This window comes from Edaphosphingomonas fennica (assembly GCF_003034225.1).
In the GTDB taxonomy this organism is placed as follows: Bacteria; Pseudomonadota; Alphaproteobacteria; order Sphingomonadales; family Sphingomonadaceae; genus Sphingomonas_E; species Sphingomonas_E fennica.
The window spans coordinates 23,808-40,582 of sequence record NZ_PHHF01000075.1; the positions used below are offsets into that span (position 1 = coordinate 23,808).

Annotated in this window: 15 protein-coding genes; 5 read left to right on the forward strand and 10 right to left on the reverse strand. The window is 68.0% G+C overall.

Annotation, left to right across the window (positions count from 1 at the left end; all coding sequences use genetic code 11):
• Window positions 1-15: 15 nt before the first annotated feature.
• Complete coding sequence (gene urtA / locus CV103_RS17660) at window positions 16-1,233, reverse strand: urea ABC transporter substrate-binding protein (RefSeq protein WP_107395682.1); 1,218 nt, start codon at window positions 1,231-1,233, stop codon at window positions 16-18.
• Window positions 1,234-1,436: 203 nt separating this feature from the next.
• Here urtA and CV103_RS17665 point away from each other — a divergent pair, with 203 nt between their 5' ends.
• The 4 genes from CV103_RS17665 to CV103_RS17680 are packed head-to-tail and all read left to right on the forward strand — an operon-like array spanning window position 1,437 to window position 6,978.
• Window positions 1,437-2,306 (forward strand): peptidyl-prolyl cis-trans isomerase, encoded by an 870-nt coding sequence (locus CV103_RS17665; protein ID WP_015458188.1) that lies wholly within the window; start codon window positions 1,437-1,439, stop codon window positions 2,304-2,306.
• Window positions 2,287-3,291: a HupE/UreJ family protein gene (locus tag CV103_RS17670; RefSeq protein ID WP_107395683.1), complete on the forward strand. Its 1,005-nt coding sequence runs from the start codon at window positions 2,287-2,289 to the stop codon at window positions 3,289-3,291. Before CV103_RS17665 ends, CV103_RS17670 begins: the two co-directional genes overlap by 20 nt.
• Window positions 3,292-3,326: 35 nt before the next feature.
• The gene (locus CV103_RS17675) at window positions 3,327-5,381 is read left to right on the forward strand and encodes a TonB-dependent receptor (protein ID WP_107395684.1); all 2,055 of its coding nucleotides are present in this window, start codon (window positions 3,327-3,329) and stop codon (window positions 5,379-5,381) included.
• Window positions 5,382-5,391: 10 nt separating this feature from the next.
• Complete coding sequence (locus CV103_RS17680; protein ID WP_107395685.1) at window positions 5,392-6,978, forward strand: tetratricopeptide repeat-containing sulfotransferase family protein; 1,587 nt, start codon at window positions 5,392-5,394, stop codon at window positions 6,976-6,978.
• 116 nt (window positions 6,979-7,094) lie between these two features.
• Here CV103_RS17680 and CV103_RS17685 read toward each other — a convergent pair whose 3' ends face one another.
• Entirely contained in the window at window positions 7,095-9,500 is a 2,406-nt protein-coding gene (locus CV103_RS17685) for a TonB-dependent receptor (protein WP_107395686.1), read from the reverse strand.
• A gap of 305 nt (window positions 9,501-9,805) precedes the next feature.
• On the opposite strand from CV103_RS17685, the gene CV103_RS17690 reads away from it, so the two are divergent.
• Window positions 9,806-10,114: a UrcA family protein gene (locus CV103_RS17690; protein WP_170112665.1), complete on the forward strand. Its 309-nt coding sequence runs from the start codon at window positions 9,806-9,808 to the stop codon at window positions 10,112-10,114.
• 38 nt (window positions 10,115-10,152) lie between these two features.
• Here CV103_RS17690 and CV103_RS17695 read toward each other — a convergent pair whose 3' ends face one another.
• The 8 genes from CV103_RS17695 to CV103_RS17730 are packed head-to-tail and all read right to left on the reverse strand — an operon-like array spanning window position 10,153 to window position 16,738.
• Window positions 10,153-12,342, reverse strand: a complete 2,190-nt coding sequence (locus CV103_RS17695; protein ID WP_107395688.1) for a xanthine dehydrogenase family protein molybdopterin-binding subunit — start codon at window positions 12,340-12,342, stop codon at window positions 10,153-10,155.
• Window positions 12,335-12,805, reverse strand: coding sequence for a (2Fe-2S)-binding protein (locus CV103_RS17700; RefSeq protein ID WP_107395689.1), 471 nt, complete (start codon window positions 12,803-12,805; stop codon window positions 12,335-12,337). The genes CV103_RS17695 and CV103_RS17700 overlap by 8 nt, the downstream gene beginning before the upstream one ends.
• Before the next feature lie 34 nt (window positions 12,806-12,839).
• The gene (locus CV103_RS17705; protein ID WP_107395690.1) at window positions 12,840-13,337 is read right to left on the reverse strand and encodes a hypothetical protein; all 498 of its coding nucleotides are present in this window, start codon (window positions 13,335-13,337) and stop codon (window positions 12,840-12,842) included.
• On the reverse strand, window positions 13,334-13,792 hold the full coding sequence (locus tag CV103_RS17710) for a c-type cytochrome (protein WP_107395691.1): 459 nt from the start codon (window positions 13,790-13,792) through the stop codon (window positions 13,334-13,336). Before CV103_RS17710 ends, CV103_RS17705 begins: the two co-directional genes overlap by 4 nt.
• Window positions 13,792-14,340, reverse strand: coding sequence for a methylamine dehydrogenase (amicyanin) small subunit (mauA, locus tag CV103_RS17715; RefSeq protein ID WP_070934810.1), 549 nt, complete (start codon window positions 14,338-14,340; stop codon window positions 13,792-13,794). Before mauA ends, CV103_RS17710 begins: the two co-directional genes overlap by 1 nt.
• A 19-nt stretch (window positions 14,341-14,359) precedes the next feature.
• Window positions 14,360-14,989, reverse strand: coding sequence for a methylamine dehydrogenase accessory protein MauD (mauD, locus tag CV103_RS17720; protein WP_107395692.1), 630 nt, complete (start codon window positions 14,987-14,989; stop codon window positions 14,360-14,362).
• A gap of 2 nt (window positions 14,990-14,991) precedes the next feature.
• Complete coding sequence (locus CV103_RS17725) at window positions 14,992-15,540, reverse strand: MauE/DoxX family redox-associated membrane protein (protein WP_107395693.1); 549 nt, start codon at window positions 15,538-15,540, stop codon at window positions 14,992-14,994.
• A 7-nt stretch (window positions 15,541-15,547) separates the two neighbouring features.
• A complete protein-coding gene (locus CV103_RS17730; RefSeq protein WP_107395694.1) occupies window positions 15,548-16,738 on the reverse strand; it encodes an amine dehydrogenase large subunit in 1,191 nt (396 codons plus the stop codon).
• Window positions 16,739-16,775 lie beyond the last annotated feature (37 nt).

Here is a 16,775-nt window from a genome sequence, read left to right on the forward strand (position 1 = left end):
GATCGAGCCGGCCGGTCAGAGCTTGCACGTCTTGCCGGGGAAGGCGAGCGGGTCATAGGGCTCGGGCGCGATGTCCGCGCCGGAATCGGCGATGATCTCGAACTGGCCGTCGCCCTTGAGCTTGCCGACATAGGCCTTCTGCACCAGGCTCTGGTTGGGCGCGAAGCTCACCTTGCCCATCGGCGTGTCGAAGCCGCCGAGCGCCGCGGCCGCCTTGCGCACCGCTTCCGGATCGAAGCCGCCGGCCTTCTCGGCCGCCGCCTTCCACGCCCAGACATTCAGATAACCGTGCACCATCGGATCGGTGATCGCGGCATCCGCGCCGAATTTCTTGCGATAGGCCTCGATGAACCGCGCATTGTCCGGCAAGGCGAGGCTCTGGAAATAATTCCAGGTAGCGTAGCTGCCCTCGACCAGTGCCGCGCCCATCGCCTGCGCTTCCTGCTCGCCGATGGAGAAGGACATCACCGGCAACGTCTTGGGGCTGAGGCCGGCCGCCTGCATCTGCTTGAAGAAGGCGACGTTGCTGTCGCCGTTCAGCGTGTTGATGACGATCGCAGGCTTAGCGGACTGGATTTTCGCGATCACGCCCGAAAAGTCGGTCCCGCCCAGCGGCACATAGGCCTCGCCGGCCACCGCCATGCCGCCCTTCTCGATATGCTTCTTCAGGATCAGGTTGGCGGTGCGGGGATAGACATAGTCCGATCCCACCAGGAAATAGCTCTTATATCCCTGCTTCACCGCCCATTCGAGCGCGGGCAGCGCCTGCTGGTTGGGCTGCGCGCCCGAATACATGATGTTGGGCGAACATTCATTGCCTTCGAACTGGACGGGATACCAGAGCAGGTTGCCGGTCCGCTCGAACACCGGCAGCATCGCCTTGCGGCTGGCCGACGTCCAGCCGCCGAAGACGGTGGCGACGCCACCATCCTCGATCAGCTTCGACGCCTTCTGGGCGAAGGTGGAAGGGTCGGAGGCCCCGTCCTCCACCAGCGCCGTGATCTTCTTGCCCAGCACGCCGCCGGCGGCATTGATCTCGTCGATCGCCAGCATTTCGGCATTCTTCACGGTGATCTCGCTGATCGCCATCGTGCCGGTCAGCGACTGAAGCACGCCCACCGCGACGCCATCGCCCTTGGCCGCGCCATCCGCGCCGCCGCCCGAGCAGGACGCCAGCGCCAGCGCGAGGCCCGACACGGCGAGAGCCAGGATCTTGGACGATTGAAAGGCCATTTCGCTACTCCCTAAGCGCACCGCCGGATGGCGGGCACACCCCCTGCCGGGATGGCGCGAACGCTAGGAAAGGGCGGGCTCCGCTCGATATGCGTCATTTGACGTAGGCGGCCGCCCTGCCGACCTCGATAGGATCGCCCCGACAAGCGCCGACGCCACCGGAAAACCGGGCGCGAAGGTGGCATTCGAACGGGGGCGCAACCTTGATAGCGACCGAGCAGAAGCAGGATGGCACCGCCGCACGGGTGACGGGTCCGCCCTGGCCGGACCCCGCGGGACTGCGCCGCAGGATGGGCGCGATCGTGCGCGATCCGCTCTTCGCCTTCCTCATCGTCGGCGGCGGCTTCTTCGCCGCCTATCACGCGATCGAGGCGAGCCGGAAGGAGCCCGTCCACTACAGCCGCGAAATCCAGGCCGCGCAGGTCGAGGAGTTCGAGATGCTGGCCGGCCGCAAGGCGAGCGAGGCGGACAAGGCGCGGATGCGCGACAATTTCATCGCCGACGAACTATTGTTCCGCGAGGCGATCGCCCGCGGCATGCACCTTACCGACAGCCAGACCCGCAAGCATCTGACGGACAAGGTGCGCTACCTCATCGCCGGCGCCCCGCCGGAGCCGACCGAGGAACAGCTCGTCGATTATTATTCGGACAATCTGAAACGCTATCAGGCGGAGCCGAAGATCAGCTTCTCGCAGGTCTTCTATTCCGCGGCGCCCGCCGATCCGGCGGCGGTGCTGGCCGCGCTCAATGCCGGCCAGCGGGTCGGCGGCGACGATTTCTGGCTCGGCCGCGATTATCCCCAATATGGCGAGAGCATGGTGCGCGGCATCTTCGGCCAGCCCTTCGTCGAACGGCTGCGCAAGGCGCCCGACGGCGCCTGGTTCGGCCCCGTCCGCTCGCCGCGCGGGTGGCATTTCGTCCGCAAGGATCGGAGCTTTGCCCCGTCGCTGATGCCCTATGCCCAGATCCGCGATCAGGTGCGCCAGGATTTCATGATGGCCGCGACCAATTCGGTGGTCGATCGCGAAGTGGCCAAGCTCAAGGAGAAATTCGATGTTCGGATCGATCGCTAGGCTCGCCGCGCTGGCGTTGGCGGCCGCGACGATCGCGGCCGCGCCGGCCCGCGCCGATATCTTCCTGTCGGGCGAGTTCAGCCTCGCGCGCGGGGAGGAGCCGGACAGCTACGAATTCACCGCCGCCGTTCCCGAAGCCGTCAGCTCGCCCGCCCCGGTGATCTGGCCCGAAGGCTGCAGGCAGGCTTCCTCCAGCCGGCAGACGGCGGGCGGACGCGCGCGCTACTCCTTCGAATTCACCTGCGACCGGGCGATCCGCACCACCGATGTGATCCAGGCACCGTGGAAGGTCGATGGCGCCAGCTTCGTCACCAACATCATGGGCGCGCAGGTCGATCGCAGCCTGACCGGCGATGAAAAAGGCGTCGCCGTGCCCATCGGCGAAACCGCCGCCACCGATCGCCCCGTCATGGAGATCGCGCGCGGGTTCCTGGCGCAGGGCGTGCTGCACATCTGGCTGGGATGGGATCACCTCGCCTTCGTGCTCTGCCTCTGCCTGCTGGCGCGCGGCCGCGAGCTGATCGGGCTGGTGACGGCCTTCACCCTCGGCCACTCCGTCTCGCTGGCCATGGCCTTCTTCGAACTGGTCAACATCCCCATCCCCCCGGTGGAGGCCGCGATCGCGCTGTCGATCGCCTTCATGGCGCGCGAGGCGCTACATGCCAGCGGCCATATCCCCTCCCCCAGCGTGCTCCGCCGGCACATGACGGTGGTGTCGCTGTTCGGCCTGCTCCACGGCCTCGGCTTCGCCAGCGCCCTCGGGGAACTCGGCGTGTCGCGCGGCGAGCGGGTGCCGAGCCTCATTTTCTTCAACATCGGGGTCGAGGCCGGCCAGCTCATCTTCGTGGCGGCCGTCACCGCGATCATGGCGGGGCTGCGCACCGTCTCGCTCAGCCAGCCGGTCCGCAAGGCGGCGCTCTATGGCGTCGGCACGCTCGGCGCCTTCTGGATGGTCGAACGCGCGACCGGCTTCGGCCTCGCCTGACCGCCTTTCGCCCATTCCCCATTCGGCAGGAGCAGATGCACATTTCCGGTTTCCTGAAAATGGCCTCGCCCGCGGCCATGGTGCTGGCGATCGGCCTCAGCGGATCGCCGGCCATCGCAGCGGAGACGGCACCCCCGCAGGAAAGCGCCGAAGCCATCGTGGTCTGGGGCCGCGCCCAGGCGCAGATCGGCATCGCCACCGCCGGATCGCAGGGCGTCGTCGGCTATGCCGATTTGGAGAAGCGGCCGATATTGCGCGTGGGGGAGCTGGTCGAAACCGTGCCCGGCGTCATCGCCACGCAGCATTCCGGCACGGGCAAGGCCAACCAATATTTCCTGCGCGGCTTCAACCTCGATCATGGCACCGATTTCGCCGGCTTCGTCGATGGCATGCCGGTGAACATGCGCACCCACGGCCATGGCCAGGGCTATCTCGACTACAATTTCCTGATCCCCGAGCTGGTCGAGCGCGTCGATTACGCCAAGGGCCCCTATTCGGTGGACGCGGGGGATTTCAGCGCGGCGGGCACGGTGCGCTTTTCCACCTATCGCCAGCTCGCCCGCCCCTTCGTGGAGGTCACGGCAGGCTCGAACGATTATTATCGCGGCCTCGCCGCCCTCAGCATGGATGACGATGCCGGCGGCACCACGCTGGTCGGCATCGAAGGGCTCGCCTCGCGCGGGCCGTGGGTGCTGGACGAGAACCACCGCAAGGCCAACCTGCTCGCCAAATACAGCCGGGATGACTGGTCGGTGACGGCGATGGCCTATCATGCCCGCTGGAATTCGACGGACCAGATCCCGCTCCGCGCCGTGGAGGACGGGTCGATCCCCCGGCTCGGCTATATCGATCCCGATCTCGGCGGCCGGACGACCCGGCTCTCGCTGTCCGGCGATGCCGAGATCGGCGACGGCACCTCGGTCAATGCCTATGCCATCTACTATCAGATGCGGCTGACGTCGAACTTCACCTATTTCGCCGCCGATCCGGTGAACGGGGACGAATTCCAGCAGCGCGACAAGCGGGGCATCTTCGGCGGCGCCATCCGCCATCATTGGGATGGCGCGACGGCCGGCATCCCCACCATCTTCCGCCTGGGCGCGGACACGCGCTACGACCTGATCGGCCGGGTGGGGCTCTATCCCAGCGTCGACGGCCGCCGCCGCGATCCGATCCGCCAGGACAAGGTCGATGAATATAGCGTCAGCGGCTATGGCGAGGCGGAGCTGGCGCTCGGCGGCGGCGTGCGCGCCATCCTCGGCCTGCGCGGCGATTTCTACGGCTATGATGTCGATGCCGACATCTCCGCCAACAGCGGCTCGGGCACCGACGCGCAGCTCAGCCCCAAGGTCGCGCTGGCCTGGGCGGCGGCGAAGGGGCTGGAATTCTACGCCAATTACGGCGAGTCCTTCCACAGCAACGATGCGCGCGGCGCCGCGATCAGCATCGATCCGGCGACCGGCGATCCGGTCGACAGCGTCGACCTCCTCGTCCGCGCGCGCGGCGCGGAAATCGGCGCCCGCGTCGAAGGCGCCCGCTTCAACGCCTCGCTGGTCGGCTTCTGGCTGAAGCTCGGATCGGAACTGGTGTTCGTCGGCGATGCCGGCACCACCGAGCCCAATGACGCATCGAAGCGGCTGGGCATGGAATTCAACGCCTTCTGGCGCCCCGTCGATGCCGTCAGCTTCGATCTTTCCGCCGCCTACACCCGCGCCCGCTTCAGCGGCACGCCCTCGGCGGTGGATCGCATTCCGGGATCGGTGGGCTTCGTGCTCGGCGCGGGGGCGGCGATCGATCTCGGCGACGGGCTGTCCGCGGCGCTGCGCGTCCGTCATTTCGGCAGGGCCCCGCTGATCGAGGACGGAACCGTGAAATCGCAGCCGACGACCCTCGTCAACCTCGGCGGCTACAAGGCGCTGGGCCCCTGGCGGATCGGCGTGGACATCTACAACCTGTTCAACGCCCGCGACGCGGACATCACCTATTTCTACGAATCCCGGCTCGCCAACGAGGCGGAGCCGGTGGAGGACATCCATTTCCATCCCGTCGAGCCGCGCCAGTTCCGCGTCTCGCTGCGCCGCAGCTTCTGATCGGATCGGCATGGCGGCCGCCCTTCCCCCGCCCGATTTCACCGCCGCCCGCGCGGCGCTGGCGGCAGGCGACCTCAACGGCTGCGCCGGGATCGCGGCGGCGGCCGTCCAGTCGCATCCCCATCTCGCCGAAGGGCATTTCCTGTTCGCGATGGCGCTCGGCGAAGGCGGGCGGATCGCCGCCGCGCTGCAGGCGATCGACAGGGCCACGGATCTGGCGGCCGACAACCCCGAATATCAGGCGCAGCGCGCCCGGCTGCTCACCCTCGCCCGGCGCGAGGCGGAGGCGCGGGCAGCGGCGGATCGGGCGGCGGCCTCGGCCGGCGCGGCGGACGCCCGCACGCTGGACACGATCGGCTGCGTCTATGCGCGGCTCGGCGACCATGCCGCCGCCCTTCCCCTGTTCGAAGCCGCCGTGGCCATGGCGCCCGATAATGCCGAATATCGCTTCAACCTCGCCGCCGCTTACGGCTTCTTCGATCGCAAGGCGGATGCCGAGGCGCAATATGAGGCCATCCTCCGGCGCGATCCCGCCCACGGCCGCGCCCACTTCGGGCTGGCGGGGCTCCGGCGGCAGACGCCCGCCGCCAACCATGTCGAACGGCTGGAACGGGCGCTCGACGCCGCGCGCGATCCGCTCGATCGGCTGCGCATCCATTATGCGGCGGCCAAGGAATATCAGGATATCGGCGAACATGACGCCGCCTTCCGCCATCTCGACACCGGCAATCGCGCGCACAAGGCGCGGACCGGCTTTTCGATCGATGCCGACGCGCGCAACGCCTTCGCCATCCGCACCGCGTTCGACCGCTCCGGCTATTTCACGGGCGCAAGCAAGGTGGAGGACGCGCCGATCTTCGTGACGGGCCTGCCGCGCACCGGCACCACGCTGGTCGATCGCATCCTTTCCTCCCACCCGGAAATCGCTTCCGCCGGGGAGCTTCAGGCCATGCCGCTCGCGATCAAGCGCCTGGCGAAAACGCCGTCGCGGCTGGTGCTGGACATGGAGACGATCCTGGCCGCGGCCGGCCTCTCCCCCGATGCCGTGGGGCGGGATTATATCGACCGCGCCCGCCAGCATGAGGGCGCCCGCCACGGCCGCTTCGTGGACAAGCTGCCCCTCAACTTCCTCTATATCGGCTATATCGCCCGCGCGCTGCCCAATGCCCGGATCGTCTGCCTCCGGCGCAACCCGATGGACAGCATCTGGAGCAATTTCAAGAATCTGTTCGCCACGACATCGGCCTATTACGGTTATTCCTACGATCTCGTCGATTGCGCGCGCTTCTATCTGCTGTTCGATCAGCTCATCGCTTACTGGCGGGCAAAGCTGCCGGGCCGCGTGCTCGAATTCAGCTATGAAGGGCTGATCGACGATCAGGAGGGCCAGACCCGGCGGCTGCTCGATCATTGCGGGCTGCAATGGAACCCGGCTTGCCTGGATTTCCACGCCAATGCCGCCCCCGTGGCCACCCCCAGCGCCGCGCAGGTGCGCCGGCCCCTCTATCGCGACGGCATCGGCCAGTGGCGCGCCTATGAACGCCACCTGGCGCCGGCGCGCGATTTCCTGATCGGCCAGGGCATCGCCATAGACTGAAATCCGGCTGCGGGAGGCGCGGGATATGCGCGCGCTGGGGCCCCATTTCCCCACAAAAAAGCGGCCGCTCCGTGGGGCTGGAGCGGCCGCGAGGTTGAAGGGGAATGCTTGCGCGGTCAGAAGCGGAAGCGCGTCTCGATACCCACGGTGCGCGGGCGCACCACGGCATGCGAGTAATAACGAAGCGCCACGCCGTCATTGACGCCGATCTGCTCGGTCGACTGGCCCACCGAGGTAACGGCGTAATTGTCGAAGATGTTGTTGGCGAACAGGCTCACCTCCCAATCGTCCATGCCATAGGTGATCGAGGCGCGATGCAGCGTGTAGGAGGGCAGCTTCTCGCCGAAGCCCCGCGCGCCGATCCGCGTCACCACGTTGCCGCGATAGACGGCCGTCCAGTTGAGCTTGAGATCGGCGCCGCTGTCGAACGGCACGGTATAGGTGGCGCCGATCGTGCCCGCATTCTTGGGCGTGCCGGGCAGGCGGTCTCCCGGCTCGCCATCGAAGCGCCCGTGATGGGTGGTCACGATCACGCCGGGCGCGACATCCGTCAGGTGCACGTCATTGTAGGAATAGGTGCCGCTGATCTCCAGCGCGGAGACCGGCCGGCCGGTGAAGCTCAGCTCCACGCCCTTCGACACCGCCTTGGCGCCGTTCACCGTGATGCCGAGCGCGCCGTTCACCGTCTGGCTGCCCACCTGGATGCCGTCCCAGTCGATATGATAGCCGGCGACCGATCCGACCAGGCGCCTGTCGAACAGCGAGAAGCGGACGCCGATCTCCTTGTTTTTGGTCTTGTCGGGACCGTAAATTAGCTCGTCCGGCAGCGCGCAGACATTCTGCCCCGGCTCGAGCGGCAGCACGCAGGGCGGGTGGCGGTTGACGCCGCCGATGCGATAGCCGGTGCTGTAGGTCGCATAGACCATCAGATCGTCGGTGAACTTGTAGGAGGTGTTGACCTTCCACACCGTGCCGCTGTCGCTGGTATCGCCCGAACGCACGCGGCTGGGATCGAACTGGATCGCCGGATAGGGCGTGCGCCGCCGCCCGCCGCCGGTCAACGGCAGATCGGTGCCGCCCGTCACCTCGGCTTCATATTTGAAGTAGCGGATACCGCCCGTAACCTGCCATTTCGGCGTAATCTCGAACGTCGCCTCGCCGAACACCGCCTTTTCCTTGGTCTTGGAATTGACGAAGGAGATATATTCGAGGTCGTCGGGCCGGTAATCGATGCCCGCCCAGGCGGTGTAGCCCGGCACATATTCGTTGCGCCACTGGCTGGTGCGGAAATTGTTGTAGAAGCCGCCGATCACCCAGCTCAGCGGGCCGCCATGGGCGGAAACGAAGCGCACTTCCTGGTTGAACTGCTTATATTTGTTCTCCGACGGCGCGTAGGAGGAGAAGCCGGGGAACAGCTCATAATCATAATCTAGATCCAGCAGCAGATCGGTATTGTCGGTATTCCCCGTCACCTTCTGCCGGGTGAGCGCGGTGGACGTCACGAGCTGCGCGAAATCGAACAGGTTGGCGTTGATCTCCAGCGAAACGAGATGCGCCTCGCGCCGCGACGGCTCCAGATAGCGGGATGCGCGCTCATATTTTCCGGTGCCCAGCACGCCCGCGCTGTTGGACTGGTAGCCGTCCGTCTTGGAAAGCTGGTAGGCGTAGGTCAGGAACGCCTTCAGATCTTCCGAGGTCTGCACCAGCAGCGTGTTGCGGGTAGTGAAGGTGCGCTCGAAATCCGCATCCTTGTGCCGCTCGAAATTCTCGGCCTGCTGCGCCGGCGTGCCGAGATCGAGGCCGCCCGGCTGCGGCAGCGATATGCCAGGCTGCTTCAGGACATAATTATAGTCGATGAACCCCGGCTCGAAATAATAGCCGAACACCGATCGCAGCGCGATATGATCCTGGACGATCGGCACGTTGAACGCAGCATCCCCGATATAGCCGATATCGTCGCTGTGCGCGACGGTGGAGGCGCGAAGATGGGCATAGCCTTCCACGTCGTTCACGTTCGGGCGCTTCGGCATGTAGCGGATCGCCCCCGCCAGCGTGCCCGAGCCGTAAAGCGTGCCCTGCGGCCCCAGCAGCACCTCGACCCGATCGATATCGATCAGCTTGAAGTCGAGATACATGGGCACTTCGCCCAGATAGGTGGCCACCGAATTTTCGGTGTTGCTGCCGCCGATGCCGGTATCGTTCGCGGAAAGGCCGCGCAGCACGATCTTGCTGGCGCTGCGCGCGCCGGTATCGAGCACCGTCACGCCCGGCGTGAAGTTGGCGAGGTTGCGGATATCGGTGATGCTCTGGGCTTCGAGCTGCTCGGCGCCGACGGCGGTGATGTTGATCGGCGCGTCCTGCACCGAAACCGAACGGCGCGTGCCGGTGACGATGATGTCGTCGGCGGCGTTGGCCGCCGCCGCGGCTTCGGCCGCCTCGGCGGCATGGGCGATGCAAGGCAACAGGCCACCCAGCGCGGTCGCCGACATCAAGGCGAGGCTGGTGAGAGATCGGCGCTTCATATTACCCCCTTCTTTTTGGTTCTCGTGCCGCCAGCATCCGATGCCCCCGGCGGCCCGCTTCTGACGGTGCCGCGCGACCCGGCGCGCGATGGTGGCGCGCATCCGACCCGGAGCATGAAAAGGGTATGAGGGGCGCCGGGCCGGCCCTATGGGGCGTTTGACGTAGGACCGGAATTGCAGTCAAATATTTGATATTTAATAATATTATGGCGAGTAACATGCACGCAATTGGCCGCGCGGCGCATGCGGTGCTATGACGTCGGCACCCCGGCGATACAGATCGGGGAAAGATGCAGGAGATCAGGATGCGAAATCACATCATGGCGGCATGCGCGCTTGCATGCCTGCCCGCCATGGCCATGGCCGCGCAGAATCCCTTCGCCGCCCCAAGCGCCACGGTGCGCACGGACGGCCTCGATCTTGCGAGTCCCGATGGCCAGCGCCGGCTCGACGCCCGCCTCGCCGATGCCGCGGAGGCGGTGTGCGGCCGATCGGTCAGCCACATCCATCTCGCGATGGCGAAGAAGGCCAGCCAGTGCCGGGCCGAGGTGATAGCCGAAGGCCGCGCCCGCCTCGCCGCCGATCGCTCCACGGAGCTGCGCGGCACCGATTGAAGCCAGCGGCCCGCACACGGGGAAGCGGCGTCCGGCCGCTATCCCGCCAGCATCTCCGCCGTGATCGGCAGTGAGCGGATGCGCTTGCCGGTCGCGGCGTGGATCGCGTTGGCCAGCGCCGGAATCACAGGCGGCAGCGCCGGTTCGCCCAGCCCGCTCGGCGGATTGTCGGTAATCACCCATTCCACCACGATCTCGGGCACGTCGCCGATGCGCGGGATCGGCGCGTCGTGGAAATTCTCCTGCGTCACCGCACCCGCGACCTGGGTGATCGCCTGCCCCGACAGCGCATAGCCCAGCCCCTCGATCACCGATCCCTGCACCTGGTTGATCGCGTTCACCGGATTGATGATCTGGCTGCCGACGTCGCCCGCCACCCAGACCTTGGCGACGCGCGCCTCGCCTTCGGCCGATACGGCCACGTCCACGATCTCCGCGAAATAGCCCATATGGCTGAAGTAGAAGCCGAAGCCCCGGCCGCGTCCCTCGGGCAGCCGCGCGCCCTTGCCCCAGCCCGCCATGGCGCACACCTTGTCGATCACGCCGCGCGCGCGGCCGGTGTTGAGCGCGGGCGCGTTGGGCAGCCAGGGCAGGTCGCGCGGTTCGCCCAGCAGCTCGATCATCAGATCGGGCAACGTCTTGCCGGCGGCGACGGCCACCTCGTCCAGGAAGGACTGGAAGACGAAGCCCAGCGCGTTCGAACCCGGCGCGCGCAGCCAGCCGGTCGGCAGGTTGGTCGCCAGCAGCGACTGGCCATAAGCTAGATTGGGTACGCAGCCGGCCGGAAATTCAAACGGGCTCATCTGCGCGGAACGGATGGGCTTGCCGTCCTGGCCGAAGGTGATGAAATGATCTTTGAAGCCGGTCAGCCGGCCCCGCCCGTCGATCGCGGCGGCGAAGCGGTGCCAGCCGCCGGGACGATAGAAATCGCGCCGCACGTCATCGGTGCGGGCATAAAGCAGCTTCACCGGCGTGCCGGGCACCTGCGCGGCGATGGCGGCGGCGCGGACCATATAATCGTTCATCAGCCGCCGGCCGAAGCCGCCGCCCGATCGCGTCATGTTGATGCGGATCGCCTCGGGCGGAACGCCCAGCGCCTCGGCCACCAGCTTGCGGCCGGGCTCGGGATTCTGCGTGGGCGCCCAGATCTCGACCTTGCCGTCCTTCACCAGCGCCGTGCAGTTCTGCGGCTCCAGCGTGCCATGGGCGAGGAAGGGATAGCTGTAATCGGCCCGCACCACCCTGGCGGCGGCGGCGAAGGCCGCCTCGACGTCGCCATGGCGGGCAAGCTCGGCATCGGGCTTGGCGCCCATCCTCGCTGCGGCCTCGGCCGCATAGCCATCGGTGGAAAAGCCTTCGAGGCCGGCCGTGTCCCATTGCAGGTCCAGCGCCTGCCGCGCGCGATCGGCCACCCACCAGCTTTCGGCCAACACCGCCACGCCGTCGTAGAGCGATTCCGCCTGGCCGTTGCCCTTGATGACGATCACATGGCGCACGCCCGGCATCTTGCGGACCTCGTCCAGATTGCCCGCCCTGAAGGTGCCGCCGAACACGGGGCATACCTCCAGCGCCGCGTGCAGCAGCCCCGGCATCGCGACATCGATGCCGTAAAGCGGCTTGCCCGCGACGATCGCCGGCACATCCACCCCGCCTATGGACCTGCCGATGATGCGGAACGCCGCCGGGTCCTTCAGCTTCACATTTTCGGGGTCGATCGGCGGCAGCGCCGCGGCGTCCGCGGCGAGATCGGCATAGCGCGCCGTGCGGCCGCTCGCCTCGTGCGTCACCACGCCGCCCGCCGTCGCGAGGCCCGCCGGATCGACGCCCCATTTCCGCGCCGCCGCCTGCACCAGCAGGCTGCGCGCGGTGGCGCCCACCCTGCGCATCGGCAGCCAGTTGACGGGCGTCGCGCGGCTGCCGCCGGCAACCTGCGGGCCGAACAGCCTTTCCGCGGCATGGGTCTGCTCGATGCGGACCTGCGCCCAGTCGACATCCAGCTCCTCGGCGATCAGCATCGGCAGCATCGTCTTCACGCCCTGCCCGATCTCCGGATTCTTGGCGCCGATGGTGATGCTGTTGTCGGCGGCGATGCGGATGAACGCATTGAGGGCGACGGGCGCCTCCCCCGCCGTCCCGGCCAGCGCCACGCGCGCGTCGATGGCCAGCGCGCCGCCGGCAAGCAAGGTCGCCTTCAGGAAGGAACGGCGTTCGATCGCGATGTCAGGCACCGGCGCCTCCCGCCCCGGCCGCCTGCCGGATCGCGGCGCGGATGCGCAGATAGGTGGAGCAGCGGCAGAGATTGCCGGCCATCGCCCCATCGATATCCTCGTCGCCGGGATGGGGCGTGGCGGCGAGCAGCGCCGTGGCGCTCATGATCTGTCCCGCCTGGCAATAGCCGCATTGCGGCACGTCGAGCGCGATCCAGGCATCGGCCACGCGGCGCCCGGCGTCGGTGGTCGCGACCGCCTCGATGGTGACGATCTTCATCGCGGCGGCATCGGCGATCGTCGTCTGGCAGGATCGGATGGCGGCCCCGTCGGCATGGACGGTGCAGGCGCCGCACAGGCCCGCGCCGCAGCCGAACTTGGTGCCCCTGAGGCCCAGATCCTCGCGCAACGCCCAGAGCAACGGCTTTTCCGGATCGGCATCGATCGTGCGCGCCTGCCCGTTGATGTTGAGGGTGATCGTCATGAAGCCTCGCGCCTCCCGTGCGCCGCGCACAGACCTATCCGGCCCCGCCATAGACCAGCAAGTCCTTCGGCGCGCCGCATCTGCGGATCAGATCGTTCACCACCTGGCGGCGATGCGCGAGCAGCGGCACGTCGGTCAGCGGGCGGGCGCGGATCGCGCGCACCTCCTCGCCGGTGAACGGTTCCGCCCCGTGCGGGGCGGAGCCCTCGCCGAGGTCGAAGGCGACGAAATTGAGTACGGCGGCCAGCCGCGCATCGTCCAGCAGCGCGCGGGCGACGTTGGGAACGCGCACGATATATTCGCGCCCTTCCGGCGTGCAGAGGAACCACCCCGCCCGCCCGCGCAGCACCGGCACCGATTTCGGCGGCGAAAGGCCGGCCGTGCCATGGCAACCGCCGCAGCGGAGGAGGAACTGGCTTTGCGCGGGATTGAGCACCGGGGCGCCCGCCGTGCCGCTGTCCGCACGGCCAGCCACCACGCCCGCCAGCCCGATCGCCGCCGCCGCGGCGAGAGCCAGCGGCCGCGGGATCACGGCACGATCCCCGCAGTGGCCAGTCGTTCGCGCTCCTCGCCTACCTTGGCTGCGGGCAGCTTCGGCGCGGCGCGGACGGCCGCCACCTCGGCCGGGGTGAACGGCCGGGCCTTGGCCCTGGCGCCGGCGGTGGAGATATAGGTCAGGATGTCCGCCAGATCCTTGTCGGCCAGGCGGGCATAGGGAAGCATCGCGCCGCTCAGTGGCTTGCCGTCCACCATGATCCGTCCGGTCTGGCCGTGGAGCAGGACGGCGATCAGGTATCGCCGCCCATCCTCGCTGGCCGCCACCTTGTCCATCCGGCCCGCGAGCCGGGGATAGACGCCGGGCACGCCCTGCGCGGCGGACTGGTGGCACATCTGGCAATTGGCCTTGTAGGCCTGCGGCACCGCCTGCGCATATGCCGCCGCCGGCGACAGCAGCAGGGCAACGGCCGCGATCCAGGCCCGTGACATCAGCTCGCCACCCCGACCAATGCGGCCGTCGAGCAATGATAGGCCATGGAGGATGTGCCGAAGCACCAGATGATCTCGTTATTCCCCGATGGCCGGTAGGCGGGCGTCGCCTCCTCCGTATTGTCGCAGCGGCAGCGGCCGCAGCCGCTGGTGCCGCAGCAGTCGCGATAGGCGATCAGGTAGAGCCGCTTGTCGTCCGGGTTGAGGCAGGTGCCGACCCAGGAGGTGAGCGACGGCTGCGTGCCCGGCGGGCACATGCTGGTCGTGCCGCCGCAGCAGGTGCAGAGCGATCCGTCGATGGCGCAATAGCGCCAGTAATTGCACTCGGTATCGTCCTTGGTCTGCGCCTTCTTCTGGAAATCGCTGCGCGTATCGGGTTCCGCCGGCTCGGCGGCATGCGCCTTCATCCGGTCGACCGGCAGCAGCGGGAAGAGCGGCGCCGCGACAAGCGCCGTTCCCACGCGCGATATCATGCTCCGCCGCGAGGTGCGGCCGGCCAGCCTGCGGGCAAGCTTCTCGCCGATGCCGTCCATGTCCGATATCTTCATGGCACTATCCCCCGTTCGTTCACTTGCCGCCGCCGGCATGCATGCGGACGACCTTCTCGTCGCCCGCCGCGCCGCGTTCGCGCAGATAGTCCTGGGCCGATGCGAAGCCGGTCTCGCCCGCCACGATCAGGCTCTCCAGATGCTCCCGGCTGTTGACGAGGCCCTTGGCGACGATGCTGCCGGCCGCGCTCACCAGCGCCGCCGTGGGCAGCTTGCCCACCTGATAGGCCAGCCCGATCTGCGGGCTCAGCGCGAAATCGAACCCTTCCATGCGATGGCGCCGGGCCATGGCGGCATAATCCTCCGCATTGCCGTCGCCCACGAACACCAGCCGCAGCTTCTCCGCGCGGGCCAGCACCATCGCGATGGGGATGATCTTCTTGCAGATCGGGCAATCGGGCGCGACGAACAGCAGCAGCGATGCCTGCCCCGAAGCGTCCGGCCCGCCGACATTGACGATCCCGCCCGCCAGGCCGGGGGCCGCGATCATCGGCGCCAGGTCGCCGGCCTTGGGGCCGCCGTCCGTCACCAGCGCGCCCATCGGCGCGATCCGTTCGTGCAGCACGCCGATCTGGCGGGCGAGCGCCACGACCGCGACCACCAGCAGCGCCACCACGATCCACAGCAGGAATGTCGATGCGATCAGCATGATCAATAGGCTCCGTTGGGCGCGCCGGTGGATCGCGGCGCGAAGGAATGGAGGATGGCGATGGCGCGGAACAGCGCGTAGACGCCCGCGCCCGCCATGATCGCCAGCAGCCGCGCCGGCAGGCCCGCCCCCGGCCCGGCCGCGATCCCGCCCAGCAGGATGCCGGCGAGCGCGACGTTGCGCGCAACCATGGGCCAGCCGATCGGCCGGGGCCGGCCGCGCGGATCGCAGCCGCAATCGATATGGCGCCGGCCGCGCAGCAGGTTGACGGCGATGGCCGCCGCGAAGGCCAGCAGCAGCCCCGCGCCGGCGATCACGCCCGCGGCACCGCCAAGGCCGGTGACGATCAGGATCGCCACGGCCAGCTCGGCAGCCGGCAGCAACGCCGCCACGCCGCCCATCAACGGACCAGGCACCAGCCGATAGCCGGCGAGCGCAACCAGCCAGTCGTCGCGGGCGGCAAGCTTGGCCAGCGCGCCCGCCGCCAGCATCGCCGCGATCGCCGATGCGGCGGCCAGGTGGCCGATCGCCAACAGGGCGGATGCGTCCATGACGCGATCAGAAACCCGTGACCTGGATCATCCCCGGCCGGCGGATCTCGCTCATCTGGCGGACGATCCTGCCATTTTCCGGGTCCATCACCCAAAGCCAGTCGCCCTCGCCCGCCACATAGAGCAACGGCTTCTCGTCCTGGCTCACGCCGACGACGCGGCCGGCGGTGGGCACGCGGAACCGCCCCTTCACCTGCCGGGTGGCGACGTCGATCGCCCACAGCTCGGTGCCTTCCGCCTTCTGCGTCCAGGGCTTGCCTTCATGCATGAGGGCGAACAGCGTGCCGCTCGCCATGTGGATCGCAAACGGCCGCCGCCCGCCGGGCCGCCAGGTCTTGTGCTGCGGCTCGGTCGTCGCCGGGGAAAGCCCGGCCGCCGCCTGCAGGCTCCACGGCTCGCCGAACACCGGCTCGCCCCCCAGCTTCACCGGGTGGACGAGGCCGTTATAGGTGATGAACCAGGCTTGGCCCGTCTTGCGATCGACCAGGCTCTCCTCGAACACGGGGTCGGTCTCGGCCTCGAAGAATGGCTGGCTCTGCCGGATCGTGCCCTTCGCCTTCGCATCCACCGTCACCGTCGCCAGCGAACCGTCGGCGCAGAGCGAGGCGAAGCCCTCGTCGCGATAGGGGAAGATCAGGCCGCAGCCCGGCACCTCGATGGTGGAGAGGAACTTCTTCTTCTCCAGGTCCACAACCTGCACCGAGGTCGCCGGCTCGAGGTTGAAGACATAGCCGCGCGTGCCGCTCGCGCTGATCGAGAAGAAGGGCATGCGCCCCGATGCGATCAGCCGGCCGGGCAGCTTGATCTCGTTCACCAGCTTCAGGCTGGCGCTGTCATAGACGGAAACGAGGTCGACCCGCTCGCCGCGATTGTCCCGCGACCAATAGCTTTCGGAAACATAATAATGGCCGTTGTCCGGCGCGACGGCGAGCACGCCGGCCCGGCCGCCATGGATCGTCCCTTCCACCTTCGCGGTGTCGCCATCGATGATGGTGAAGCCTTCGCCGGCGGCGATGTAGAGGCGGTGCGCGCCCGCCGGGCCGAGCGTCAGCGTGCCGCTGGTCTCGGCCTCCAATATCGGCGGCGGTGACGATGCGGGCGCGGGCGGCGGCGTATCGGCGGCCGATGCGATGCCCGCCCAGGCGATGCCGGCGGCGCAGACGCCTCCCCTCAGCCACGATCCGAACTGCAGCCCCATATCCCGTTCCCCACAGGTTGATCGATGGGCGGCAGCA

Bases quoted from the DNA above. Each gene is read 5' to 3' on its own strand.
- urtA (WP_107395682.1), bottom strand. From the start codon at position 1,233: ATGGCCTTTCAATCGTCCAAGATCCTGGCTCTCGCCGTGTCGGGCCTC.
- CV103_RS17670 (WP_107395683.1), top strand. From the start codon at position 2,287: ATGTTCGGATCGATCGCTAGGCTCGCCGCGCTGGCGTTGGCGGCCGCG.
- CV103_RS17675 (WP_107395684.1), top strand. From the start codon at position 3,327: ATGCACATTTCCGGTTTCCTGAAAATGGCCTCGCCCGCGGCCATGGTG.
- CV103_RS17680 (WP_107395685.1), top strand. From the start codon at position 5,392: ATGGCGGCCGCCCTTCCCCCGCCCGATTTCACCGCCGCCCGCGCGGCG.
- CV103_RS17685 (WP_107395686.1), bottom strand. From the start codon at position 9,500: ATGAAGCGCCGATCTCTCACCAGCCTCGCCTTGATGTCGGCGACCGCG.
- CV103_RS17690 (WP_170112665.1), top strand. From the start codon at position 9,806: ATGCGAAATCACATCATGGCGGCATGCGCGCTTGCATGCCTGCCCGCC.
- CV103_RS17700 (WP_107395689.1), bottom strand. From the start codon at position 12,805: ATGACGATCACCCTCAACATCAACGGGCAGGCGCGCACGATCGATGCC.
- CV103_RS17710 (WP_107395691.1), bottom strand. From the start codon at position 13,792: ATGTCACGGGCCTGGATCGCGGCCGTTGCCCTGCTGCTGTCGCCGGCG.
- mauA (WP_070934810.1), bottom strand. From the start codon at position 14,340: ATGAAGATATCGGACATGGACGGCATCGGCGAGAAGCTTGCCCGCAGG.
- mauD (WP_107395692.1), bottom strand. From the start codon at position 14,989: ATGCTGATCGCATCGACATTCCTGCTGTGGATCGTGGTGGCGCTGCTG.
- CV103_RS17725 (WP_107395693.1), bottom strand. From the start codon at position 15,540: ATGGACGCATCCGCCCTGTTGGCGATCGGCCACCTGGCCGCCGCATCG.
- CV103_RS17730 (WP_107395694.1), bottom strand. From the start codon at position 16,738: ATGGGGCTGCAGTTCGGATCGTGGCTGAGGGGAGGCGTCTGCGCCGCC.